Here is a 24336-nt window from a genome sequence, read left to right on the forward strand (position 1 = left end):
TTGGGCACGCATTCCAACAACCCTAACTCAAATCACAAAGCGCGCCACCATCGCATTCAAATCCACCGCCAGGCGCGACAGCTCGTGGCTGGCGGCGCTGGTCTGGTTGGCCCCGGCGGCCGACTGGGTGGCCAGGTCGCGGATGTTCACCAGGTTGCGATCGACCTCGCGGGACACCTGCGCCTGCTCTTCCGACGCGCTGGCGATCACCAGGTTGCGTTCGTTGATCAGGTTGATCGACTCAGCGATCTGCTCCAGCGCCACGCCGGCGGCGCGGGCCATTTCCAGGGTGCTCTGGGTGCGCTGGTTGCTCTGCTGCATCGACTGCACCGCCTCGCCGGTGCCGTTCTGGATACCGGCGACCATCTTTTCGATTTCCTGGGTCGATTGCGCGGTGCGATGGGCCAGGGCCCGCACTTCGTCGGCCACCACCGCGAAACCGCGCCCGGCCTCGCCGGCGCGGGCCGCCTCGATCGCCGCGTTGAGGGCCAGCAGGTTGGTCTGCTCGGCGATGGCGCGGATCACGTCCAGCACCTTGCCGATGTCGCGGCCCTGGGTCGCCAGGCCCTCGATCATCAGCGAGGTGTTTTGCACATCGTGGGTCATGGTCTGGATCGCGTCGACGGTCTCCACCACCCGGTCGCGGCCTTCGCGGGCGGCCTGGGTCGACTGGTGCGAGGCTTCGGAAGTAGACACGGCATTGCGCGCCACTTCTTCGACGGCGGCGGTCATCTCGTTGACGGCGGTGGCCGCCTGTTCGATTTCGTTGTTCTGCTGCTGCAAGCCACGGGAGGCTTCCTCGGTGACCGCGCTGAGTTCTTCCGAGGCCGAGGCCAGCTGGGTGGCCGAACCGGAGATCTGTTCGATGGTCTTGCGCAGGTTGCCCTGCATGTCGCTCAGCGCCGCGAGCAGGCGGGCCGGCTCGTCCTTGCCGTCGATCTCGATGGCCTGGGTCAGGTTGCCCGCGGCGATGGTCTGCGCGGCCAGCACCGCGCGGTTCAACGGGGTGACAATGCTGCGGGTCAGCAGCAGGGCCAGCACCACCGTAAGCAGGGCCGCGATCACCGCCACGACGATGATGCCGGCGATCGCGCTACGGTAATACTCACCGGCCAGGCCGGACGCCTGGGTGGCCCCGGCCTTGTTGATCGCCACCAGTTTGTTCAACTGTTCGCCCATCTGGTCGGTGCCGTCCTTGATCCGTGTATTGATCAGGGTGCGCAGCTCCTCGAGCTTGTTCTGTCGCGACAGCTCCAGCATGTCGTTCTGCGCTTGCAGGTAGTTGTCCAGGGTGGCGGCGAAGGTCTTGTACAGGGCCACTTCCTCGTCCCCCGCCGGCAAGGCGGCGTAGCTGGCCTGGGCCTGCTTGAGCTTGTCCACCAGCACGCCGATGCGCGCCTGCGCTTCCTGCAGGCCGGCCGGCTCACGGTTGACCAGCACCCGGAACGAGAGAATCCGCAGGCGCAGGACGTTTTCGGTGAGGTTGCCAAGGAACCCTACGCTGGGCAGTTGGTTGCTTTCCATGTCGAGGGAGGCCTGTCGGATGACCGACATGCGGTTGACGGCGAACACACCCAGCGCGATGACCAGCAACGCGATGAACGCAAAACCGAGGAAAGCTCGAGGCGCGATATTCATATTACGTAGGGACATAGGATGACTCTCGGGAATTGAGGACTGCGAGCATCCATGCACTGAACCCTGTCACCAGCGGCGGCTGGCGGCCTGACAGGTGGGCCCACTGTTGTAGTTGGTCTTGGCCCTGATACCGATATCGGCAGCGCTTCAGGTTTTTTGCAGGCCCCGATGAAAATATTTTTCGTCCCCCGGGAGTGTTTCACCGCTGAGACAGATCGCCTGGCAAGCTCGCTGCCAGCCTCCATGACCGGCCTCCATGCCCCCCCATGACCACCCCCATGAAAAGTGCAATTCATTCGCCGGAAAAGCCATTCAGTCGCCGCCCCGTCCTGCCCATCATGGGTTCCAGCTCGTAAAGACAACGCATAACAACAAAGACTGGAGTGGATGATGAAACCCGAAGACTTCCGTGCCGAGACCAACCGCCCGCTGACCGGCGCCGAATACCTGGCCAGCCTGCGCGATGATCGCGAGATCTACATTTATGGCGACCGGGTCAAGGACGTGACCCGCCACCCGGCGTTCCGCAATTCCGCCGCCTCCATGGCCCGCCTCTACGACGCCCTGCACGACCCCGAAACCAAGGACAAGTTGTGCTGGGACACCGACACCGGCAACGGCGGCTACACCCACAAGTTCTTCCGTTCGGCGAAAAGCGCCGACGACCTGCGCCAGCAGCGCGACGCCATCGCCGAGTGGTCGCGCCTGACCTACGGCTGGATGGGCCGCAGCCCGGACTACAAGGCCGCCTTCGGCAGCGCCCTGGGCGCCAACCCGGAGTTCTACGGCCCGTTCGAAGGCAACGCCCGCACCTGGTACAAGCGCATCCAGGAAGCCTGCCTGTACCTCAACCACGCCATCGTCAACCCGCCGATCGACCGCGACAAACCGGTGGACCAGGTCAAGGACGTGTTCATTTCGGTGGACGAGGAAGTCGAGGGCGGGATCATCGTCAGCGGCGCCAAGGTGGTGGCCACCAACTCGGCCCTGACCCACTACAACTTCGTCGGCCAGGGTTCGGCGCAACTTCTGGGCGACAACACCGACTTCGCCCTGATGTTCATCGCGCCGATGAACACCCGCGGCATGAAGCTGATCTGCCGGCCGTCCTACGAACTGCAGGCCGGCATGACCGGCTCGCCATTCGACTACCCGCTGTCCAGCCGCTTCGACGAGAACGACGCGATCCTGATCATGGACAAGGTGTTCATCCCCTGGGAAAACGTGCTGATCTACCGCGATTTCGAGCGCTGCCGGCAGTGGTTCCCGCAAGGCGGTTTCGGCCGGCTGTTCCCGATGCAGGGCTGTACCCGGCTGGCGGTCAAGCTCGACTTCATCACCGGGCTGCTGGTCAAGGCCTTGCAGTGCACCGGCTCCCTGGAGTTCCGCGGGGTGCAGGCGCAGGTCGGCGAAGTGGTGGCCTGGCGCAACCTGTTCTGGTCGCTGACCGACGCCATGCACGGCAACGCCAGCGAATGGCTCAACGGCGCCTTCCTGCCCAGCGCCCAGGCCTTGCAGGCTTACCGGGTACTGGCGCCCCAGGCCTACACCGACATCAAGAAGATCATCGAACAGGTGGTGGCCAGCGGCCTGATCTACCTGCCGTCCGGCTCCCGCGACCTCAAGGACCCGCTGCTCAACCAGTACCTGGGCACCTATTGCCGAGGCTCGGCGGGCATGGGCCACGAGGAGCGGATCAAGATCCTCAAGCTGCTGTGGGATGCCATCGGCACCGAGTTCGGCGGCCGCCACGAGCTGTATGAAATCAACTACGCCGGCAGCCAGGACGAAATCCGCATGCAGTGCCTGCGCCATGCCCAGGCCAGCGGCTCGATGAAAACCATGACCGAGCTGGTGGACAAATGCCTGGGCGACTACGACCTCGACGGCTGGACGGTGCCGCACCTGACCAATCCGGACGACATCAACATGCTCGACCGCATCCGCCAGTAACCGCCGTCCGACCTGCATGACCCGCGGGGCGACCAGAGATTGCCGGCGCCCGCGGGTTCACCCGAGGAATCTGTCATGACTCAACTCGATCCCAAGCAACAGGCCTTTCGCAATGCCATGGCGCACATGACCGCGGCGGTCAACGTCATCACCAGCAACGGCCCGGCCGGGCGCTGCGGCATCACCGCCACCGCGGTCTGCTCGGTCACCGACAGCCCGCCCAGCCTGATGGTCTGCGTCAACCGCAACAGCGCCCTGAACCCGGTGTTCAAGCGCAACGGCCAACTCTGCGTCAACGTGCTCTGCGGCGAACATGAAGAGGTCGCCCGGCACTTCGCCGGCATGACCGGGGTGCAGATGGAGCAGCGCTTCAGCCTGCACCCCTGGCGCGACGGCCGGGGCGCCCTGCCGGTGCTCGACGGCGCCCTGGCCAGCCTGCAAGGGCGGATCACCGAGGTGCAGGAAGTCGGCACCCATTCGGTGATGCTGGTGGAACTGGATGAAATCTGCGTGCGCGAACACGGCGATTCGCTGGTGTATTTCAGCCGTGGTTTCCATCGTTTGCAGCGGGCCGTCCAGGCAGCCTGATCTTCTGATCTTCTGATGTTCTGATGTTCTGATGTTCTGATGTTCTGATGTTCTGTAGGAGCGAAGCTTGCTCGCGATAGCCGCGCAGCGGCGATATACCTGCCAACGCGCGTTATCGTTGCAGAGTTATCGCGAGCAAGCTTCGCTCCTGCAGAAGAAGCCGATTTCCCTCGCCTGCCCCCTTCATCCTGCATCTGTAGGATAGCGATCCCCCGCCAGGCCGAGGATACTCGTGCCCAGGCCCTGCCCACGTCCCTGGACGTTCCGGTCCTGACTGACTCCGTGACGAAAACAATAAGAAAGTCGCACAGAGGAACACCCCCATGAGCCCTCATGAACATGGTCACGCCAGCCTGCTGCAAGCCTTCAGCTCGCTGACCCTGGAGTTGCAGCGCCTGGCGCAGCACAAGGACATCGAACATTTCCATGGCCATGCGCTGAACCGCATCGGCCAGTTGCTGCCCTTCGACAGCGCCTGGTGGGGCCGCGCCGCGCTGATCGACGGCCTGCCGGAAGAACACAGCTCCTACCTCCACCGCCTGCCCCCCAGCTACCTGCCGGACTGGCAGTCGATCAAGCATGTCGACGTCACCGTCGGCCGGGTCCATGCCCACCCTGGCCAGGCGGTCATCGTCGACATGCGCGACCCGGCCAACGGTCCCGGCCTGAACTGGCTGGGCACAACCTACGGCATCGGCGAGCTGCTGTGCGTGGTGTACATCGACCCGCAGACCCACCTCAGCGACCACCTGGCGCTGTACCGCGCCCCCGACGCCAAACGCTTCGACGCCGACGACCGCCTGCTGCTGAACAACCTGATGCTGCACCTGGCGGCGGCGGTATCGGCCAACCAGATCCGCACCCTGGTGGCCATGCGCGAAACCCTCACCAGCCCGCGCAACCTGGCGCTGGCAGTGTGCGACCAGCGCGGCACCCTGCACTGCGCCGAACGCGGCTTCGTCGACCTGCTGCTCGGCGAATGGCCGGGCTGGAGCGGCCCCTGCCTGCCCGTGCCCGTGGTCGACGGCGGTTATGAGGGCCGCCACCTGCAATGCGAGGCCTCGCCGGTGGGCGACCTGTTCCTGCTCGCCGCCCGCGGCCGCACCCTGCTGACCCAACTGAGCCCACGGGAAAACGACGTGGCCCTGGGCTTCGGCGAAGGCAAGACCTACAAGGAAATCGCCCGCGAGCTGGGCCTGTCGCCGAACACCGTGCGCCATCACATCCGCGCCATCTATAGCAAGCTCGGGGTCAAGGACAAGACGCGCATCGCCCATCTGCTGCACGCCCCGCCCGACTGATCCTCGTTAGCACCCGCCACTGACTTTCGCGCTGTCGTTTTGACGGCCACGGGCCGCTTTTGCCCTTTTTCCAGCCACTGCCGCGTACCGGCGAGCCTTTCGCCGCACAACAACTTTAAAAAAAGAGACGTGACGCCCATGACCAGAACGCTTCCCCACCGCGCCGCCCTGGCCTTCACCGGCGCCCTGCTGAGCCTGAACGCCAGCGCCGCCGACCTCAACGCCCGCGACTTCTTCGGCGCGCCCCCGGGCACCAGCCTGGGCGTACTGTACCTGCCGGCGACCCGCGCCAACGACTTCCACGGCCCCGCCGACAGCACCGGCAAAGCCGATCTGAAGGTCAACGCCCTGGCCTATCGCCAGGTATTTTTCAGCGATATCTGCGGCACCCTGTGCACCCCGCAATTCATCGTGCCCTTCGCCGATATCGACGCGCGCCTGCCCGGCGCCGCCCGTCACACTGGAGAAAGCGGCTTCGGCGACCCGCAGGTCGGCGGCACCCTGTTCTTTATCAACGACCCGGCTTCGCGCACCTACAGCGGCCTGCTGACCCTGATCACCCTGCCGGTGGGCGAATACCACAGCGACAACCCGGATGTCTCGCCGGGCGCCAACCGCTGGGGCGCGACCTTCGTTTACAACTACACCCAGGGCGTCGGCGAGAAGTGGGTGCTGGAAGCCAACCTCGAAGCCCAGCTCTACGCCAAGAACGACGACTATTTCGGCAGCGACCTGAAACAGGACCCGCTGTACCGCCTGCAAGCCTTTGCCTCCTACGACTTCAGCGCCAGCACCTACGGCGCCCTGCGGCTGATCCATGCCGACGGTGGCGAGCTGCGGATCAACGACCAGCGCATCGACGACAGCCACAAGCGCTACACCCAGGTCGGCTTCGAGGTCGGTCACTGGCTGGACCAGCAGAATCAACTGATGTTCGGCCTCTCGCAAAACGTCGCCACTCGCAATGGCTACCACGGCACCGACGCCTTGCTGCGCCTGGTCTACGTGTTCTGAAGCGCTTTTCCCGGAGCTACCCCACCATGACCACCCCCATGACCGACAAGAGCCAGGCGCTCACCGGCGACCAGCCGAACACTGTCTCATCCCTGGCCTTGCTGGCGGCCATCGTGCTGTTCGCCGCCATCACCCCGACCCTCCTCATGACCGCCCCGGCGGTGGCCGCGCAACTGGCCAGCCAATGGCAACTGAGCCCGTCGCAGATCGGCGACCTGTTCTCCACCGAGCTGGGGGCCATGAGCCTGGCCACCCTGCCCGCCTTCTGGTGGCTCAAGCGCGTCGACTGGCGCCGCGCGGCGCTGCTGGCCGGGGCGCTGTTCATCGTCGCCAACCTGCTGTCGATCTGGGCCCAGGGCTATGGCGCGCTGCTGGCCCTGCGTTTCTGCAGTGCCCTGGCCGGTGGCTCGCTGATGATCATCTGCCTGTCCAGCGCCGCTTCCACCGCCAACCCCAGCCGGGCCTATGGCCTGTGGGTCATGGGGCAACTGGTGGTCGGGGCGCTGGGGCTGGGCATTTTGCCGCGGCTGTTCGAGCACTACGGCCTGGCGGCCTGCTACCTGCTGCTGGCGCTGCTGATGAGCCTATGCCTGCCCCTGGCGCGCCACTTTCCCCAGGGCGCGCCGGCCACGGAAAAAACCGCGCAGCAGGCAGACACCGCACCGAAGTGGAAGACGCTGTGCGGCATTCTCGGCATCCTCGGTTTCTACATCAGCCTCAGCGGGGTCTGGACCTTTATCGGCTCGATCAGCGCCAAGGCCGGCATCTCCGCGCAAGCCAGCGGCGAGCTGCTGGCCATCGCCACGGTCATGGGCATCGTCGGCGCCGGTTGCGCCTCGCTGATCGGCAATCGCCTGCCGCGCCTGCCGTTGCTGCTATTCGGCTACAGTCTGATGGCCGGCTCGGTGCTGTTGCTGCTGGGCGCGCCGCCCCTGGCACGCTTCGCCCTCGCCGCCCTGGCCTTCAAGTTCACCTGGACCTTCATCCTGCCGCTGATCCTCGCCTGCCTGGCCGACCTCGACCGCTCCGGCAAGCTGATGAACGCCTCCAACCTGGTGATCGGCGGCGGCCTGGCCATCGGCCCCGCGCTGGCCGGGCGGCTGATCGAAGGCAGCGGCGGCTTCCAGCCCCTGCTGATCGGCGGCGCCTGCCTGACCCTGCTGTCGCTGGCGCTGATCCTCGGCTGCCGGCGCAATCCCTGAATCCCCTGAACCCCTGACCCCCTGTAGCCGCTGCCGAAGGCTGCGATCGACCGGAACGGTCGCGGCGATCTCCCGTACGCCGACGGTCCTTCGGATCGACGCCAGAGGTCCGAAGGACCTATCGCCACCTGCGGCAGCGGCTACGGATTTCCCCATAGATGGAGATACCCATGCCCCGTAAAACCGCGTTTTTCTTCGATGAACTCAGCCTCTGGCACAGCGCCGGGCCCCATGCGCTGACCCTGCCGGTGGGCGGCTGGGTGCAACCGCCCGCCGCGGCCGGGCACGCCGAATCGCCGGAAACCAAGCGCCGCCTGAAAAGCCTGCTGGACGTCTCCGGCCTGACCCGCCAATTGCTGGTGCGCAGCGCCACGCCCGCCAGCGACGAGGACCTGCTGCGGGTGCACAGCGCCGAGTACCTGCAACGTTTCAAGGCCCTGAGCGAGGCCGGTGGCGGCGAACTCGGCCCGCAAGCGCCGATCGGCCCGGGCAGCTACGAGATCGCCCGGCTCTCCGCCGGCCTGGCGATGGCCGCGGTGGACGCCGTGCTCGCTGGCGAAGCCGACAACGCCTACTCCCTGTCCCGCCCGCCAGGACACCATTGCCTGGCCGACGGCGCCATGGGCTTCTGCTTCCTGGCCAATATCGCCATCGCCATCGAGGCGGCCAAGGCCAGGCGCGGCCTGGGCAAGGTCGCGGTGATCGACTGGGACGTGCACCACGGCAACGGCACCCAGTCGATTTTCGAGGAACGCGGCGACGTGCTGACCCTTTCCCTGCACCAGGACGGCTGTTTCCCGCCCGGCTACAGCGGCGAACAGGACCGCGGCCGCGGCGCCGGGCTGGGGGCCAATCTCAATATCCCGCTGCTGCCCGGCAGCGGCCACGATGCCTACCTGTATGCCCTGCAACGCCTCGTGATTCCGGCCCTGGAGCGCTTCGAGCCGGAGCTGATCATCGTTGCCTGCGGCTACGACGCCAACGCGGTCGACCCGCTGGCGCGGATGCTGCTGCACAGCGACTCGTTCCGCGCCATGACCCGCCAGGTGCGCGAAGCCGCCGAACGCCTGTGCCAGGGCCGGCTGGTGCTGGTGCATGAGGGCGGTTATTCCGAGGCCTATGTGCCCTTCTGCGGGCTGGCGACGGTCGAGGAACTGGCCGGCGTCAGGACCGCGGTGACCGACCCGATGCTGGAGTTCGTGCAGCTGCAGCAGCCCAATCCTGGGTTCCAGGCCTTTCAGCGCCAGTTGATCGATGACCTGGCGCAGACCTTCCTCAACGACCACTGACCCTGTAGCCGCTGCCGCAGGCTGCGATCGGCTTGGGCGGCACTCCGACGAAGCAGGCGCACGGTCTTAAGATCGCTGAAGGCCTTCGGCCTTATCGCAGGCTACGCCAGCGGCTACAGGGACGCGCGGACTTCGCTCGGGGTCTGGCCGTAATGGGCCTTGAACGCCCGGGCGAAGTGGGCCTGGCTGGTAAAGCCGTGGCGGTAGGCGATCTCGCCGATGTCCAGGCCCGTTCCCCGTGGGCTGCTCAGCAGGTCATGGGCCTGTTGCAGGCGTTTTTCCAGGATAAAACGGCTGGGCTGGGTGCCTTCCAGGGCGAACAGGCGGCTCAGGTGCCGCGGCGAAATACCGGTTTGCGCGGCCACCCGCTCGCAGCTCAGTTCCGGGTCGGCCAACTGCTCGTTGATGCACTGCTTGGCCGCCAGCAGGTAGGAGGCGCTCAGCGCATTGATCCGCCGCTCTCCCGACTGCCCGGCGATCAGGCTGCCCAGCAGTTCCAGCGCCTGGTCCTGATAACCGCCGGCGTCCTGGCTCAAGGGCTGCTGGAAAAAGCCCCGGGTGCGTTCGCCCAGGGTGCGCAGCAACAGGCGCTGCACGCCGCTTTGCCCGCCGATTTTCAGCGGACGGTCGAAACGCTTGAGGCAGCGCTCGGCGAACAGTTCCTGGGGAATGTCGAAAATGAACTGGCGCATCGGCCCGGAGAACCCGAACAGGTAGGGTTTGTCGGTGCGGTAGACGATCAGCTCGCCCGGTTCGAGCAACTGGCAGGCGCCGTCCTGGTAGAAAAACGAACCGCTGCCGGTGACGAAGGACACGAACACCGACGCCTTGGGCACCGAGCGGATCATCGAGTTGTCACGCTCGACCACGTGCTCGTTGCCCTCGATCTGCGCCAGGCGCATGCCCTCCAGCTGCAGGTTGTCCTGGCTGGCGGCAAAACCGCTTTCACAAAAGGAAGTGCATTTGAGGCCGACCAGGGTGGAGGCGTTGTAGTCCTCCCAGAAGGCCAGCCGCTGATCCAGGGCGATGCCTTGGGTGCAGGCATGCCGGGTTTCGAGCAAGGCGCATGGAGACATTTTTATTCTTCTCATGGGCAGGAAGTTCGCCGGTCGGCAAGGCAGTGACCGGATCTCGAGGCCGCAGGACATACCGACCGCGGCCGTTCATTAATATATGAAGCTTATGCCCTGTCAACGTGAAACGCAGTGGGCACAAATCGATTGCCAGGGTAAACGGCGTCCCAGAAACCTGTAGGAAAACGCTCGTCCGATCCAGTCAACAATCCCGTCCGATTCGATAAAACCTCGCCTGCGCGCCGCGCCTAAAGTCGCCTCGACTCCCACAATACCTAGAGGCCGACCATGCCCGAAGCCGCCAGCCGTGAATTCTGGAAAGACCTGCAACCGATCGCCCATTGCTTCAAGCCGGACGCCAAGCCCGAGGTCTACCTGGCCAATGCCGCCAGCGACGACCTGAAGCTCTATGTGCCCTTCACCGAAACCGTGTCCTCGCGGCCGCTATGGATCTCGCCGAGCGAGAACCGCTGGTGCGACATCCTCATGGCCAGCAGCGCCGGGCTGGTGAACCGGCATTACCACCCCCACGAAGTGTTCGCCTACACCCTGTCCGGCAAGTGGGGCTACCTGGAGCACGACTGGACCGCCACCGCCGGCGACTTCGTCTACGAGACCCCGGGCGAAGGCCACACCCTGGTGGCCTACGAGCACGAGCAACCGATGCGCGCGTTTTTCATCGTCAAGGGCCCGCTGATCTGGCTCGACGAACAGGGCGAGCCGGAGGGTTATTTCGACGTGCACTCCTACATCGCCATGTGCCGCGCGCACTACGAAAAGATCGGCCTCGGCGCGGCCTATATCGACACGCTGTTTCGCTGAGCTCGCGACTTTCACCTGTCCCTCCCGCGGAGAACGACCATGGCTTACAACAACAATAAAGCCGGTTACGAGAACATCCTGCTGGGCGTGCTGTTCCTGACGTTCGGTTTTGTCTTTTTCGATCGCCTGGCCCTGTCCTTCCTGTTTCCGTTCATGGCCGACGAGCTGCAACTGAGCAACCGCCACCTGGGCATGCTGTCGTCGGTCCTGGCCCTGGCCTGGGCGGTGTCCGGCGCGCTGGTCGGGGCCTGGTCGGACCGGCGTGGCAAGCGCAAGCCGCTGCTGATCGTCGCGGTGATCCTGTTTTCCCTGTGCTCGGCGCTGTCGGGGCTGGTCAGCGGCTTTCTCAGCCTGCTGCTGTTCCGCGGCATCATGGGCCTGGCCGAAGGGCCGATCCTGCCGCTCTCGCAGTCGCTGATGGTGGAGGCCTCCTCGCCCCATCGCCGGGGCCTGAACATGGGCCTGCTGCAAGGCTCGGCGGCCGGGCTGCTGGGCGCGGTGATCGGCCCGCCGGTGCTGATCGGCCTGGCCGAGGCCTACGGCTGGCGCCATGCCTTTATCGTCTCGCTGATCCCCGGGTTGCTGATCGCCCTGCTGATCTGGCGCTATGTGCGCAACGATGCGCCAGCGCCAACAACCACCAGCGACAAGGCACCGGCCAATCGCCTGGCCCTGCTGAAAAGCCGCAACATCGTGCTCTGCACCCTGATCAGTTGCGTGTTCCTCACCTGGTTCGTGATCCTCATCTCCTTCACCCCGACCTTCCTGGTCAAGGTCCGCGGCTACAGCCCGGCGAGCATGGGCACGGTGATGAGTTGCCTGGGCGGTGCCTGGGTGCTGTGGGGCTTCGGCGTGGCGGCGATTTCCGACCGCTTCGGCCGCCGCCCGACCCTGGTGCTGTTCTCGCTGGTCGCCGCCTGTTGCCCGATCGCCCTGCTGTACGCCAACAGCCCGCTGCTGATGGGCGTGCTGATGCTGCTGACCTACACGGGCCTGGGCTGCTTCACCCTGTTCATGGCGACCATCCCCGCGGAAACCGTGCCCCGCGAGGTCATGGCCACCGCCCTGGGCATGATCATGGGCATCGGCGAGCTGGTCGGCGGTTTCGTCTCGCCGACCATCGCCGGCTTCGCCGCCGACCGTTTCGGCCTGTCCATCGTCATGTGGATCTCCTGTGGCGGCGCCCTGCTGGCCGCGCTGCTGGCGCTGTTCCTCAAGGAAACCGCGCCGGCGGTCCTGGCCCGCGGGCGCCGCGCCGAACCTTCCCCGTCTTCCGTCCTGCAAGGAAACCAGCCATGAAAGCATTGCGTTGGCATGCCGCCCGCGACCTGCGCCTGAGCGATCTGCAACTGCCACAGCCCGGCCCGGGCGAGGCGCTGGTCCAGGTGGCCTATTGCGGCATCTGCGGCAGCGACCTGCACGAATACGCCGACGGCCCGCACTCGATCCCGCAACAGCAGCCCCACCCGCTGTCCGGTTGCCGCGCGCCGCTGACCCTCGGCCACGAGTTCTGCGGCCAGGTGCTGGCGGTGGGCGAAGGCGTCGACCGGGTGCGGGTCGGCAGCCGGGTGGCGGTGGAGCCGGAGTATCGCTGCGGCGATTGCCAGTACTGCCGCGCCGGCCAGTACAACCTCTGCCAGTCCATGGGGTTCATCGGCCTGATGGGCGACGGCGGTTTCGCCGAACAGGTGTTGGTGCCGGCCTACATGCTGCATCCGCTGCCGGACTCGGTGAGCTTCAAGCAGGCCGCGGTGCTGGAGCCGGCGGCGGTGGCCTTTCACGCGCTGAACCGGAGCAGCCTGCTGGCCGGCGACAGCTGCGTGGTGTTCGGCCTCGGCCCCATCGGCCTGCTGCTGATCCTGCTGGCGCGGCTGCGCGGCGTGGAGCGGATCTTTGCCGTCGATATCAGCCCGGAACGCCGGCGCCTGGCTCGCGACTTCGGCGCCCTGGAAGTGCTCGATGGCCACGCCGCCGACCTGGCGCAACGCCTGCACGAACTGAGCGGAGGTGGCGTCGACACGGCCTTCGAGGCCGCCGGCAGCCAGCAGACCCTGAGCCTGGCCCTGCATGCCCTGCGCAAGGGTGGCGAGGTGGTGCTGGTGGGCCTGATGGGCGAGGTCAGTGTCGATGCCTTCCACCTGGTCAATAACGAACTGCGCCTGCTCGGCAGCGTGGGTTATCGCAACGCCTACCCGCCGCTGATCGAGCTGCTGGCCAGCGGCCGCCTGGACCTGAGCCGCGCCGTGACCCGCTGCGTGCCCCTGGAGCAGGCCGTGGAGCATGGCTTCGAAGCGCTGCTGCGGGACAAGAGCCAGATCAAGGTGCTGGTCAACCCCAACCCCGAACTGGCCAAGGCGTGACCCTGTAGCCGCTGCCGCAGGCTGCGATCGAGGACGCAGTCCTCGCCAGCACAATCGGCAGCCCCCTGGTAACCCGTTGGCGAACGCTGCGCGTCCGATCGCAGCCTGCGGCAGCGGCTACTCAAAAACAACAAGAAACGAGTACCGGCCATGAAAAGCACTGCCCTGCTGTACCCGCTGCTGGCGGCTGTCCTGTTCCCCCCTTTATGCCAGGCCCAGGCTCCGGCACCCAGCCGCGAAGGCCCGCTGGCCGGGCTCGGCGAGCAACTGGCCGGCTACGGCATCCGCCCCCATGTGCAGTTCTGGAGCCTGTCGATGAACAACCTCGACACCGGTCCGCGCGAACACAGCTTCGGTAACAGCGGCGACCTGTTCGTCGGCGCCGACTTCGACCTCGATACCCTCGCCGGCCTCGAAGGCGCGGCCGTTCATTTCGAGGAAACCTTCTTCATCCTCGACACCGCCACCGGCCAACCGACCTCGCGCAACTGGCAAGGCGCCGCCGGCAGCTACTTCGCCGGCGCGCCGATCCACAACGACATCACCAGCAACCAACTGAGCCTGCTGACCTACCAGCAGACCTGGCTCGACGGCCAGCTCGACATGAGCCTGGGGCGCACCAACGCCCGGCGCTACTTCTATATCTACAACTGCGAAACCGTGGTCACCTGCAACGACCCGATCATCGATTCGTCCACCGGCATCCTGCCGCCGCCCTACGGCAGCTGGGGCGGCTACCTGAAGTACCAGCCGACGCCGGGCTTGTATGTGCATGCCGGCGCCTTCGAATCGAACCCGGTGGACTACCTGAAAAAACGCAAGGGCCTGGACTTCAGCACCGACGATGCCAGCGGCACCAGCCTGCTGCTGGGCATCGGCAGCAAGCACGACGGCGCCTACAGCGCCCGCTACGAACTCAACGGCTACTACAACACCTCCAGGCAGTACGACCCGCTGACCGGCGCCAGCGAGCACGGCACCGGCGGCGCCTTCTTCAAGTTCCAGCAAGGTTTCTGGCGGGCCGACGGCGGCCAGGGCACCGCGCCCCAGGCCCTGCTGGCATTCGGTTCGCTGTCCCTGGCCGCCGACGACAAGCAGCCCTTCAGCCATTTCGCCGAAATCGGCCTGACTTACCTGGCGCCCTTCGACCGGCCCCAGGACAAGCTCAACCTCAAGGCCAGCTACCTGCGCCTCAACGACCACCAACTGCGCTTCCAGCAACAGGCGCGGGTCGCCAACGGCGGCGACCCCAGCCTGGGCGAACGCAATGTCTACGCCATCGAGGCCAACGGCCACTTCGCCCTGACCCGGCACCTGGCGCTCGAGCCCAGCGTGCAGTACCTGATCAACCCGGACAATTTCTACAACCCCGAGGCCCGCGAGCTGAGCGGCAACGGCTTTGTCGTCGGCCTGCAAGTCATGTACGACGTCGGCGCGGCGCTGGGGTTGTGAACCTGCTTCTCACTGCCAACGAGGTATCTCCCATGACTGACTCTGCCCCGCGTTCGTTCGACTACATCGTGGTCGGCGCCGGCTCGGCCGGTTGCGTGCTGGCCAACCGGCTGTCCGCCGATCCGCAGCTCAGCGTCTGCCTGATCGAAGCCGGCCCCAGCGACCGCAGCCTGTTCCCCGGCGCCTATGTGCGCACCCCGGCGGGTATCATCCGGCTGATCGCCAACCCGAAGTGGAACTGGATGCACCAGTTCAGCGCCCAGGCCGCCAGCGGCGAGCGCCCGATCCCCTGCCCCCGTGGCCGGCTCTGGGGCGGTTCCAGCGCGATCAACGGCATGATCTACATCCGCGGCCACCGCAGCGACTACGACCGCTGGGCCGCGGCCGGCAACCAGGGCTGGAGCTACGACGAACTGCTGCCGTACTTCCTGCGCTCGGAGCACTTCGAGCCCGGCGCCTCGCCCTGGCATGGGCAAGGCGGCGAACTCAACGTCGCCGCGCAACGCAGCCCGAGCCCGATCAACGAGGTGTTCTACCAGGCCGCCCAGGAACTGGGCTGGCGCTACAACCCGGACTTCAACGGCGAGGAACAGGAAGGCTACGGCCCCTTCCATGTCACCCAGGTCAACGGCGAGCGTTGCAGCGCCGCGCGGGCCTTCCTCTACCCGGCGCTGTCGCGGCCCAACCTCAGCGTCCTGAGCTCGGCCCTGACCCACCGCGTGCTGCTGGAGGGCAACCGCGCCTGCGGCGTCGAGGTCAGCCAGAACGGCGCGGTGTTCCAGCTCCAGGCCCGGCGCGAAGTGATCCTCAGCGCCGGGGCGATCAACTCGCCGCAGCTGCTGTTGCTCTCCGGCATCGGCCCGGCCGCCGAGCTGGAGCGCCATGGCATCGCCCAGCGCCATGAACTGCCCGGGGTCGGCCACAACCTGCAGGACCATCAGGACGTGGTGCTGATGTACCGCTGCGACAGCGAGCTGACCTACGGTGTGTCGGCCAAGGGCCTGCTGCCCCTGGCGCGCTCGCCCTGGCAGTACCTGAGCCGGCGCAGCGGTCCGCTGACCTCCAACACCGTGGAGTCCGGCGCGTTCCTGCGCCTGCAGGCCGAGGACGCCGCGCCGGAACTGGGCCTGATCGTCGCCCCGGCACTGAAGAACCAGCCCCAGCACCTGGTGCCGCTGGGCCATGGCGTCAGCCTGCACATCGCCGTGATGCACCCGCAAAGCCGTGGCCAGGTCCGGCTCAATTCCGCCGATCCCCATGACAAGCCCATCATCGACAGCAACTTCCTCAGCCACCCGGAGGACCTGCGCAAGCTGGTGGCGGGCGTGCGCCTGGTGCGCCAGCTGGCGGCCAGCCAGGCGTTCGCCCGGCGCCTCAAGGGCGAGCTGGTGCCCGGCCCGCAGATCGAGAGCCAGGCACAGATCGAGCAGTGGATCCGCGACAGCCTGGGCACCGTGTTCCACCCGGTCGGCACCTGCAAGATGGGCCACGATGAACAGGCGGTGGTCGACGACCAGTTGCGGGTCCACGGCATCCAGGGCCTGCGGGTGGCCGACGCATCGATCATGCCGAGCCTGACCACCGGCAACACCAACGCGGCGGCGATCATGATCGGTGAAAAGGCCGCGGATCTGCTGTTGGGTAAAGCGCCGCCGAGCCTTCAGGTTCCCGCTCGCCTGGAGCAACAGGCATCCACGCTGGCCATTGGCTGAAAGACGGCCACTTGTAGGAGCGAAGCTTGCTCGCGATGGACTTGAGAGCGCCGCGTTTAGCCAGTCGGTACGCGTTATCGTTAACGATCATCGCGAGCAATCGAGCGTCGACCGGCTGCTCCTACAGGGGATCACCTGCACTCGACTGATCGGTGTTGACCCAGAAGCCCGCGTCCCTATGGATTTTTCCGCAGCCTGAACATATAGTTGTATCGAACAACCATATATGGAGCCTCGCCATGTCCTCCCAATCGCCGCTGGTGGATCAGATCCGTAACGAATCGCGCAAACTGGTGCGCGAGCTGGGTTTCATGGGCGCCACCCTGGCCGGCTCCGACCTGCCGCCTTCGGCGGTGCATGCGCTGATCGAACTCGATCTGCATGCCCCGCTCACCGCCGCCCAGCTGGGCAAGACCCTGAACCTGGAAAAATCCTCGGTCAGCCGCCTGCTGGCCAAGCTCATCGAGCGCGGCGCTATCCAGGAAAGCCCCAGCCCCACCGATGCCCGGGAAAAACAGCTGGGCCTGACCGCCAGCGGGCGCAAACAGGTCGCCGCTATCCATGCCTTTGGCAGCGCCCAGGTGCAACAGGCGCTGCACCTGCTTGCACCACGCGAGCAAAGCCAGGTGGTCGCCGGCCTGCGCAGTTATGGCCAGGCGCTGCAGGCCTGCCGCCTGGGCCATGCGCAGATCGCCACGGCAACCCCTAGCGTGCAGCGTGGCTATCGGCCGGGCATGATCGGCCGCATCACCGAGCTGCATGCGCACTACTACTCGCGCCTGGTGGGTTTCGGGCAGTTCTTTGAACAGCGCGTCGCGGCGGGTCTGGCCGAGTTCAGCGAGCGCCTGGACCACCCGGATAACGGCATCTGGCTGGCGGTGCTGGACGAGCAGATCGTCGGTTCGATCGCCATCGATCTCGGCGGCGCCCCGGACCACAAGCAGGCCGACAAGAGTGCCCATCTGCGCTGGTTCATCCTCGACGAGGCGGCCCGTGGCACCGGCACTGGCCGCCTGCTGCTCAAGACAGCGCTGGAGCATTGCGACCAGGTGGGGGCAGCGTCCTGCTACCTGTGGACCTTCAGCGGCCTGGACGCCGCCCGGCATCTGTACGAAGCCTTCGGCTTCCGGCTGGTGGAGGAACAGCCCGCGGCGCAATGGGGCAAGACCGTGCTGGAGCAGAAGTTCGAGCGCCGCCATCCAGGCCTGGCCTGAAACGCCTCAGCGGTTGGCCGGCGGCGCGATGCTCCACAGCCGCGGCCAGTCTTCCAAGGGCAGGCCGTTGCAGGTCGGCATCTGCCGGTAATCGCTGAGCTGGAAGCCTTCGCCGTCGAACAGCCAGCGCCCGGTTTCACCACAGTCGCCGATGCCACGCGCCAGATAGAAGGTGGTCAACACCCCGGTCTTGGGGTCGTAGTGGGCGCCACCCGAGCCGTCCGCGTTGTCCATCGGCAAGGTTTGCCGGCGCAGTTCCTCGATCTTCGGTGGATTGCTGCGCGACCAACTGTTGATCAGGTAATCGCAGTTGTAGGCCGCGCATTCGCTCAACACCACCGTCAACGCCCGCTGCGCGGTCAGTGGATAGACCTCGACCTGGGGCTCGGCCACAGAGTCTTCGTCATCGTTGGGCGTGCCCGGCGCAGCGAGTTTCGCGGCGGCCGCCGAGATCCGCGTGCGTTCCGCCGCCGTCAGTTCCGGCGCCCCTGGATAAGCCCGCAGCCGGGCCGGCAGCGGCCGCGCCGGAACCTCGCTGGCCGGACGCTGGCCTGGCCGCCACAGCGCCGTCACGCCATCGACCCGGCCCTGCACCGCGTCCATCAGCAGCAGCGCCGCCGACAGACCGGACAACGGCACCCGGGCCTCGTCGTCTCCCGCCAGCCTCAGTTCCTCGGCATTACGCAGGCGTTCCAGCCACTGGCGGGCCCGGGTCGGGTCGGCGATTTCATAGCGGGTGACCTGGGTCTGCGCGCCCTTCTTCTCCGGCAACAGCACCAGGGCATCCAGCAGTTGCGGCTCCAGCGGCTGGCCGTCGAGGCGCAAGGCCGACAGCTCGGCGGGCTCGCCGCGCTGGTCCAGGCGTATCTCCAGCGGGCCGTCGGGGCCGGCGCGACGCTGGATGTGCAGGGTCAGGCTGCTGTACTGCACGCCATGCTCGCCATTGGGCGCGCTCAGGGCGTGGCAGCCGCGCAGGTTGTCGCAGCCGGTGATCCATTCCTGGGTCTGGCGCAGCAAGGGCACCTTTTCCGCGGCGTTCTGCGCCAGCGCCTGGGCGGCGCTGGCCGCCAACACAAGAACCATCAGGGTGCGCTGCAACATGGGACTTTCCTTGTCGGGCAAAAGCGTCGATTGTCCCACGCAGCGCCCCTGCCCTCGCAGTTTTTTTGCCTTCAGGACGAGGGGTTTGGCGCCCCCTGGCGCGCCCGGTACTCCCCTGGCGTCATCTTCGCGTAGCGCTGGAAAAACCGGCTGAAATACGCCGGGTCCTTGAACCCCAGCTGGTAGCAGATTTCGTTCACCGAACTGGCGGTAAACAGCAGCAGGCGCTTGGACTCCTGCATCAGGCGCTCGTACACCAGGCGCTTTGACGGCAGGTCGGCGATGCGCCGGCAGACGTCGTTGAGGCGCGCTTCGGTGACACCGATCTGCCCGGCATAGCGCGACAGCGGCCAGTGCTCCAGGTACTGGGCTTCGATCAGCTCGTTGAAGCGATGGAAGATGTGCAGGTCTTCGTGGCGCGCCGGGCGTGCCTTGAGGGAATTGGCCGAGAGCCTGAGCAGGCTGATCATGATCAACCGGGTCAGGGCCTCCAGCGCCGGCGCATGCCCGGCGCCCTGCCCGGCGACCTCCACCTGCAACTCATCGAACAGCAACGCCAGGCGCCGCGCCTCGCCGGCGAACCCCGGATCCAGGCGCGCCAGGGCCACGCAGGCCGGTGCCACCTGGGGGCCACTGGCGAGGCGACTGTCGGCTTCGATCAGCTCCCACACCAGCTGTTGGCGCACGGTCAACACATGGCCTTCGCTGTCGGCCTCGGTGACGAAGGAATGGGCAATGGTCGGCGGCGTGAGGAAAAACATCGGCCCCGACTCCAGGTATTGCTGGTCGTCGAGGTAGACCCGCACTGCGCCGCTTTTCACGTAATGCACCTGGAAAAACCGGTCGTGGCGGTGCACCGGCATGTTGCGGCCGAAGAATCCCGCCAGGTTGCTCAGCTTGTCGTAATGCACCTGCGAGTCGGCGTAGCGCTGGTCGTAGACCTGACCGATGTTGATGTTGGGGATCGGCTGGCGATCGCTCATGGTGGCGTGTCTCTGGTTATTTTTTCCCGCGGCAAGCGCCCCACATCCTGCGCGATTCGCGACCTGTCCACCAGTACGTGGCGAACAGGCCATGGCCGGCGCTTGACGATCGTTAACATATTAAATATAACGTTAACACATTAACGAAACCACCTCGTCTTCCGCGATGCTCAGGAGAACACCACAATGAGCCGTGCACTGCATGAAGTCGCCACCGGCACCCTGTTCGGCGTCGCGCTGAACTACCAGGGCCTGTTGCGCAGCCACTTGGAATCCTTCACCCAGCCGCCCTACCAGAAGCCACCGGTCAAGCCGGTGCTGTTCATCAAGACCCCCAACACGCGCAACGTCCACGGCGGCGCCGTGATCTATCCGCAGGACGTCGAACGCCTGCAACCGGGCCCGGCGCTGGGCGTGGTGATCGGCAAGAGCGCCAGCCGGGTCCGCGCGGAAAACGCCCTGCAGCACGTCGCTGGCTACACCATCGTCAACGAGTTCAGCCTGCCGGAAGACAGCTACTACCGCCCCGCCGTCAAGGCCAAGTGCCGCGACGGCTTCTGCGCCTTCGGCCCGGAACTGGTGCCGGTGGCCCAGGTGCGCGATCCCCATGAGCTGGAACTGAAACTGTGGGTCAACGGCCAACTGCTGCAACGCAACAGCACCGCCAACCTGGTGCGTGGCATTCCCCAGCTGATCGCCGAAATCAGCGAGTTCATGACCCTGCACGAGGGCGACGTGCTGATCACCGGCACCCCTGAAGGCCGCGTCGACGTCAAGCCCGGCGACCGCATCGAAGTGGAGATCAGTGGCCTGGGCCGTCTCGCCAATCACGTTGTTGCCGAAATAGCCGGCGAAAAAGCCGCTGAATAAGGAGCCGCCATGAAACACGCCCGCATCCGTTATCAAGGCCAGGTCCACGACGTGCTGGTCAACGCGCCCAACAGCGTGAAACTGGCCGATGGCCGTGTGCTTGCCGAGGATCAGGTCGAGTGGCTGCCCCCGGCCACCGGCAGCATGTTCGCCCTGGGCCTGAATTACGCCGACCACGCCGCCGAGCTGGCCTTCAAGCCGCCGACCGAGCCGCTGGTGTTCATCAAGTCCCCCGGCACCTACACCGGCCACAACCAGCTCACTTGGCGCCCGGACAACGTCGCCTACATGCACTACGAGTGCGAACTGGTGGCGGTGATCGGCAAGACCGCGCGCAACGTCAAGCGCGAGGACGCCCTGGACTACCTGGCCGGCTATACGCTGTGCAACGACTACGCGATCCGCGACTACCTGGAAAACTACTACCGGCCCAATCTGCGGGTGAAGAACCGCGACGCCACCACCCCGGTCGGCCCCTGGATAGTCGACGCCGCCGACGTGCCCGAGCCGAACCGGCTGAAGCTGCGCACCTGGGTCAACGGTGAGCTGCGCCAGGAAGGCACTACCGCCGACATGATCTTCGACATCCCCTACCTGATCGAATACCTCTCCAGCTTCATGACCCTGCAACCCGGCGACATGATCGCCACCGGCACCCCGGAAGGCCTGTCCGACGTGGTGCCCGGCGATGAAGTGGTGGTGGAAGTCGAAGGCGTCGGCCGGCTGGTCAACCGTATCGTCGGCGAGGCGGAGTTTTTCCGGATCAAGGCGCAACACGACACGCAACTGGCGGCCAAGGAGCACGCATAAATGATCAAACACTGGATCAACGGCCGCGAGGTCGAAAGCCAAGACACTTTCGTCAACTACAACCCGGCCACTGGCGAAGCCATTGGTGAAGTGGCCAGCGGCGGTGCCGGGGAAATCGCCCAGGCGGTCGCGGCCGCCAAGGCAGCCTTTCCAAAATGGGCCAATACTCCGGCGAAAGAACGGGCACGGCTGATGCGCAAGCTGGGCGAGCTGATCGACCAGAACGTGCCACACCTGGCGGAACTGGAAACCCTCGACACCGGCCTGCCGATCCACCAGACCCGTAACGTGCTGATCCCCCGCGCCTCGCACAACTTCGACTTCTTCGCCGAGGTCTGCACCCGCATGGATGGCCACAGCTATCCGGTGGACGACCAGATGCTCAACTACACCCTGTACCAGCCGGTCGGCGTCTGCGCCCTGGTGTCGCCGTGGAACGTACCGTTCATGACCGCCACCTGGAAGACCGCGCCGTGCCTGGCGCTGGGCAACACGGCGGTGCTGAAGATGTCCGAGCTGTCGCCGCTGACCGCCAACGAACTGGGGCGCCTGGCCCTCGAAGCCGGCATCCCCAAGGGTGTGCTGAATATCGTCCAGGGCTACGGCGCCACCGCCGGCGATGCCCTGGTACGGCATCCGGACGTGCGGGCGATTTCCTTCACCGGCGGCACCGCCACCGGCAAGAAGATCATGCAGACCGCGGGGCTGAAAAAGTACTCCATGGAACTGGGCGGCAAGTCGCCGGTGTTGATCTTCGAAGACGCCGACCTGCAGCGCGCCCTGGACGCCGCGCTGTTCACCATCTTCTCCCTGAACGGCGAACGCTGCACCGCCGGCAGCCGGATCTTCATCCAGGAAAGCGTCTACCCGCAGTTCGCCGCGGAGTTCGCCGCCCGCGCCAAGCGGCTGATCGTCGGCGATCCGACCGATCCCAAGACCCAGGTCGGCTCGATGATCACCCAGGCCCACTACGACAAGGTCACCGGCTATATCCGCATCGGCATCGAGGAAGGCGCCACCCTGCTCGCCGGCGGCCTGGAGCGCCCGGCCAACCTGCCGGCGCACCTCGCCCGTGGCCAGTTCATCCAGCCGACGGTGTTCGCCGACGTCAATAACAAGATGCGCATCGCCCAGGAAGAGATCTTCGGCCCGGTGGTCTGCCTGATCCCGTTCAAGGACGAAGCCGAGGCCCTGCAACTGGCCAACGACACCGAGTACGGCCTGGCCTCCTACATCTGGACCCAGGACATCGGCAAGGCCCATCGCCTGGCCCGCGGCATCGAGGCCGGCATGGTGTTCATCAACAGCCAGAACGTGCGCGACCTGCGCCAGCCGTTCGGCGGGGTCAAGGGCTCCGGCACCGGCCGCGAAGGTGGCGAGTACAGCTTCGAGGTGTTTGCCGAGATCAAGAACGTCTGTCTCTCCATGGGCAGCCACCACATCCCGCGCTGGGGCGTGTAAGGTTGAAAAATCCACTGTAGCCGTGGCCGCGGGCCGCGATCCGGCGCCTTGTTCACAGTCGATCGAGGTGTCCCGGTCACGACTGCTACGCAGTCGATCGCAGCCTTCGGCAGCGGCTACAAGGTCGAACAACAAGATGTTTCAGGAGAAGCACCATGGGCGAAGTCGTCATGGCCGCCAAGGTCTGCCACGTTCCATCGATGTACCTGTCCGAACTGCCGGGCAAACACCACGGCTGTCGCGAAGCGGCGATCGCCGGGCACAAGGAAATCGCCCGCCGCGCCCGTGAACGGGGGGCGGACACCGCGGTGGTGTTCGACGTGCACTGGCTGGTCAACAGCGGTTACCACATCAACTGCGGCGAGCACTTCAAGGGCACCTACACCAGCAACGAACTGCCGCACTTCATCAAGAACATGGACTACGACTACGACGGCTGCCCGGCGCTGGGCGAGCTGATTGCCGCCGAAGCCAATGCCGCCGATGTGCGCACCCTCGCCCACAACATCCCCAGCCTGGAGCTGGAATACGGCACCCTGGTGCCGATGCGCTACATGCACATGGACGTGCCGCCGGAGCAGCATTTCCAGGTGATTTCCATCGCTGCCTGGTGTGCCTGGCACAGGCTCGAAGACAGCTTCACCTTCGGCGCCGCGGTGCGCCGGGCCATCGAGAAGAGCGACCGCAAGGTCCTGGTGCTGGCCTCCGGCTCGCTGTCGCACCGCTTCTCCGACGACCGCGAGGCCGAAGCCAACATCCATAACTGGACCCGCGAATTCGACAAGCAGATGGACCTGCGAGTGGTCGAGCTATGGCAACAGGGGCGCTTCCGCGAGTTCTGCTCGATGCTCCCGGACTACGCCGAGCACTGCTTCGGCGAAGGCCGGATGCACGACACCGCCATGCTCCTGGGCCTGCTCGGCGGCCCCGAATACAACCGGCCGGCCCAGATCGTCACCGCGCCTTTCGGCAGCTCCGGCACCGGCCAGATCAACGCCATTTTCCCGCTCTAGACGCCGTGCCAGCCTCGCCAGCCCAGCCCTGGATTTCCAGGGCTGGCCGCCGAAGGTTCGCCCGCAAGGAGGATCACATGCCGCACTTCATCGCCGAATACACCGACAACATCGAGCAGGCCGCCGACCTGCCGGGGCTCTTTAGCAAGGTGCATGAGTATCTGGGGGCCAGCGGCGTGTTCCCGCTCGGCGGCATCCGCAGCCGCGGCGTGCGCCTGGACACCTGGCGCATGGCCGACGGCAAGCACGACTACGCCTTCGTCCATATGCGCCTGCAAGTCGGCGCCGGGCGCGACCTGGCGACAAGACGCAAGGTCGCCGAGGGTTTGTTCGAGATCATCAAGGCGCACTTCGCCGAGCTCCAGGCCCAGCGCCTGCTGGCGCTGTCGTTCGAGATGAGCGAATTGGATGCCGAGCTGAACTTCAAGCACAACAACGTGCATGAGTTTCTCAAGCGCCAAGCGTGACCTGTGACCTGTA

At 65.9% G+C, this 24336-nt stretch carries 21 protein-coding genes and 1 pseudogene; 17 read left to right on the top strand and 5 right to left on the bottom strand.

The window, feature by feature from the left end; translation table 11 throughout:
- Positions 1-27 precede the first annotated feature (27 nt).
- Complete coding sequence (locus IF690_RS29320; RefSeq protein ID WP_372436545.1) at positions 28-891, bottom strand: methyl-accepting chemotaxis protein; 864 nt, start codon at positions 889-891, stop codon at positions 28-30.
- Positions 886-1653: pseudogene (locus IF690_RS29325) on the bottom strand (MCP four helix bundle domain-containing protein); the annotation flags it as partial. The gene IF690_RS29320 and the pseudogene IF690_RS29325, both read right to left, overlap by 6 nt.
- A 375-nt stretch (positions 1654-2028) precedes the next feature.
- On the opposite strand from IF690_RS29325, the gene hpaB reads away from it, so the two are divergent.
- The 6 genes from hpaB to IF690_RS16750 all read left to right on the top strand — a co-directional run bounded on the left by hpaB (position 2029) and on the right by IF690_RS16750 (position 8985).
- A complete protein-coding gene (gene hpaB, locus IF690_RS16725; protein WP_202696554.1) occupies positions 2029-3591 on the top strand; it encodes a 4-hydroxyphenylacetate 3-monooxygenase, oxygenase component in 1563 nt (520 codons plus the stop codon).
- A 75-nt stretch (positions 3592-3666) separates the two neighbouring features.
- Positions 3667-4179: a 4-hydroxyphenylacetate 3-monooxygenase, reductase component gene (gene hpaC, locus IF690_RS16730; RefSeq protein WP_202696555.1), complete on the top strand. Its 513-nt coding sequence runs from the start codon at positions 3667-3669 to the stop codon at positions 4177-4179.
- 323 nt (positions 4180-4502) lie between these two features.
- Positions 4503-5480: a helix-turn-helix transcriptional regulator gene (locus IF690_RS16735; RefSeq protein WP_202696556.1), complete on the top strand. Its 978-nt coding sequence runs from the start codon at positions 4503-4505 to the stop codon at positions 5478-5480.
- Between the two features lie 138 nt (positions 5481-5618).
- Complete coding sequence (locus IF690_RS16740; RefSeq protein WP_202696557.1) at positions 5619-6494, top strand: transporter; 876 nt, start codon at positions 5619-5621, stop codon at positions 6492-6494.
- A gap of 38 nt (positions 6495-6532) precedes the next feature.
- Positions 6533-7696 carry an MFS transporter gene (locus tag IF690_RS16745; protein ID WP_202701489.1) on the top strand — a complete coding sequence of 388 codons (1164 nt, stop codon included), beginning with the start codon at positions 6533-6535 and terminating at the stop codon, positions 7694-7696.
- 170 nt (positions 7697-7866) lie between these two features.
- Positions 7867-8985 (top strand): histone deacetylase-like amidohydrolase, encoded by a 1119-nt coding sequence (locus IF690_RS16750; RefSeq protein ID WP_202696558.1) that lies wholly within the window; start codon positions 7867-7869, stop codon positions 8983-8985.
- 113 nt (positions 8986-9098) lie between these two features.
- Here IF690_RS16750 and IF690_RS16755 read toward each other — a convergent pair whose 3' ends face one another.
- On the bottom strand, positions 9099-10061 hold the full coding sequence (locus tag IF690_RS16755) for an AraC family transcriptional regulator (protein ID WP_202696559.1): 963 nt from the start codon (positions 10059-10061) through the stop codon (positions 9099-9101).
- Positions 10062-10346: 285 nt separating this feature from the next.
- Here IF690_RS16755 and IF690_RS16760 point away from each other — a divergent pair, with 285 nt between their 5' ends.
- The 6 genes from IF690_RS16760 to IF690_RS16785 all read left to right on the top strand — a co-directional run bounded on the left by IF690_RS16760 (position 10347) and on the right by IF690_RS16785 (position 17618).
- Positions 10347-10880, top strand: coding sequence for a 2,4'-dihydroxyacetophenone dioxygenase family protein (locus tag IF690_RS16760; protein WP_023965711.1), 534 nt, complete (start codon positions 10347-10349; stop codon positions 10878-10880).
- 39 nt (positions 10881-10919) lie between these two features.
- Complete coding sequence (locus IF690_RS16765; protein ID WP_202696560.1) at positions 10920-12179, top strand: MFS transporter; 1260 nt, start codon at positions 10920-10922, stop codon at positions 12177-12179.
- Entirely contained in the window at positions 12176-13240 is a 1065-nt protein-coding gene (locus IF690_RS16770; RefSeq protein ID WP_202696561.1) for a 2,3-butanediol dehydrogenase, read from the top strand. Before IF690_RS16765 ends, IF690_RS16770 begins: the two co-directional genes overlap by 4 nt.
- Positions 13241-13390: 150 nt before the next feature.
- Positions 13391-14692 (top strand): carbohydrate porin, encoded by a 1302-nt coding sequence (locus tag IF690_RS16775; RefSeq protein WP_202696562.1) that lies wholly within the window; start codon positions 13391-13393, stop codon positions 14690-14692.
- A gap of 32 nt (positions 14693-14724) precedes the next feature.
- Positions 14725-16404: a GMC family oxidoreductase gene (locus IF690_RS16780; protein WP_202696563.1), complete on the top strand. Its 1680-nt coding sequence runs from the start codon at positions 14725-14727 to the stop codon at positions 16402-16404.
- 239 nt (positions 16405-16643) lie between these two features.
- On the top strand, positions 16644-17618 hold the full coding sequence (locus tag IF690_RS16785; RefSeq protein WP_202696564.1) for a bifunctional helix-turn-helix transcriptional regulator/GNAT family N-acetyltransferase: 975 nt from the start codon (positions 16644-16646) through the stop codon (positions 17616-17618).
- 6 nt (positions 17619-17624) lie between these two features.
- Here the strand turns inward: IF690_RS16785 and IF690_RS16790 are convergent, their stop codons facing one another.
- Positions 17625-18719, bottom strand: a complete 1095-nt coding sequence (locus IF690_RS16790) for a DUF1176 domain-containing protein (RefSeq protein ID WP_202696565.1) — start codon at positions 18717-18719, stop codon at positions 17625-17627.
- 71 nt (positions 18720-18790) lie between these two features.
- Positions 18791-19702 (bottom strand): 4-hydroxyphenylacetate catabolism regulatory protein HpaA, encoded by a 912-nt coding sequence (gene hpaA / locus IF690_RS16795; protein WP_202696566.1) that lies wholly within the window; start codon positions 19700-19702, stop codon positions 18791-18793.
- A gap of 186 nt (positions 19703-19888) precedes the next feature.
- On the opposite strand from hpaA, the gene IF690_RS16800 reads away from it, so the two are divergent.
- From IF690_RS16800 to IF690_RS16820, 5 genes are all read left to right on the top strand, one after another.
- Positions 19889-20572, top strand: a complete 684-nt coding sequence (locus IF690_RS16800; RefSeq protein ID WP_202696567.1) for a fumarylacetoacetate hydrolase family protein — start codon at positions 19889-19891, stop codon at positions 20570-20572.
- Between the two features lie 9 nt (positions 20573-20581).
- On the top strand, positions 20582-21382 hold the full coding sequence (locus IF690_RS16805; protein WP_202696568.1) for a fumarylacetoacetate hydrolase family protein: 801 nt from the start codon (positions 20582-20584) through the stop codon (positions 21380-21382).
- Positions 21383-22843, top strand: a complete 1461-nt coding sequence (gene hpaE, locus IF690_RS16810; protein WP_202696569.1) for a 5-carboxymethyl-2-hydroxymuconate semialdehyde dehydrogenase — start codon at positions 21383-21385, stop codon at positions 22841-22843.
- A gap of 155 nt (positions 22844-22998) precedes the next feature.
- Complete coding sequence (hpaD, locus tag IF690_RS16815) at positions 22999-23856, top strand: 3,4-dihydroxyphenylacetate 2,3-dioxygenase (RefSeq protein ID WP_202696570.1); 858 nt, start codon at positions 22999-23001, stop codon at positions 23854-23856.
- A gap of 77 nt (positions 23857-23933) precedes the next feature.
- Positions 23934-24323 (top strand): tautomerase family protein, encoded by a 390-nt coding sequence (locus IF690_RS16820; protein WP_202696571.1) that lies wholly within the window; start codon positions 23934-23936, stop codon positions 24321-24323.
- Positions 24324-24336 lie beyond the last annotated feature (13 nt).

This window comes from Pseudomonas sp. SK3(2021) (genome assembly GCF_016772375.1).
Classification (GTDB): domain Bacteria; phylum Pseudomonadota; class Gammaproteobacteria; order Pseudomonadales; family Pseudomonadaceae; genus Aquipseudomonas; species Aquipseudomonas chlororaphis_I.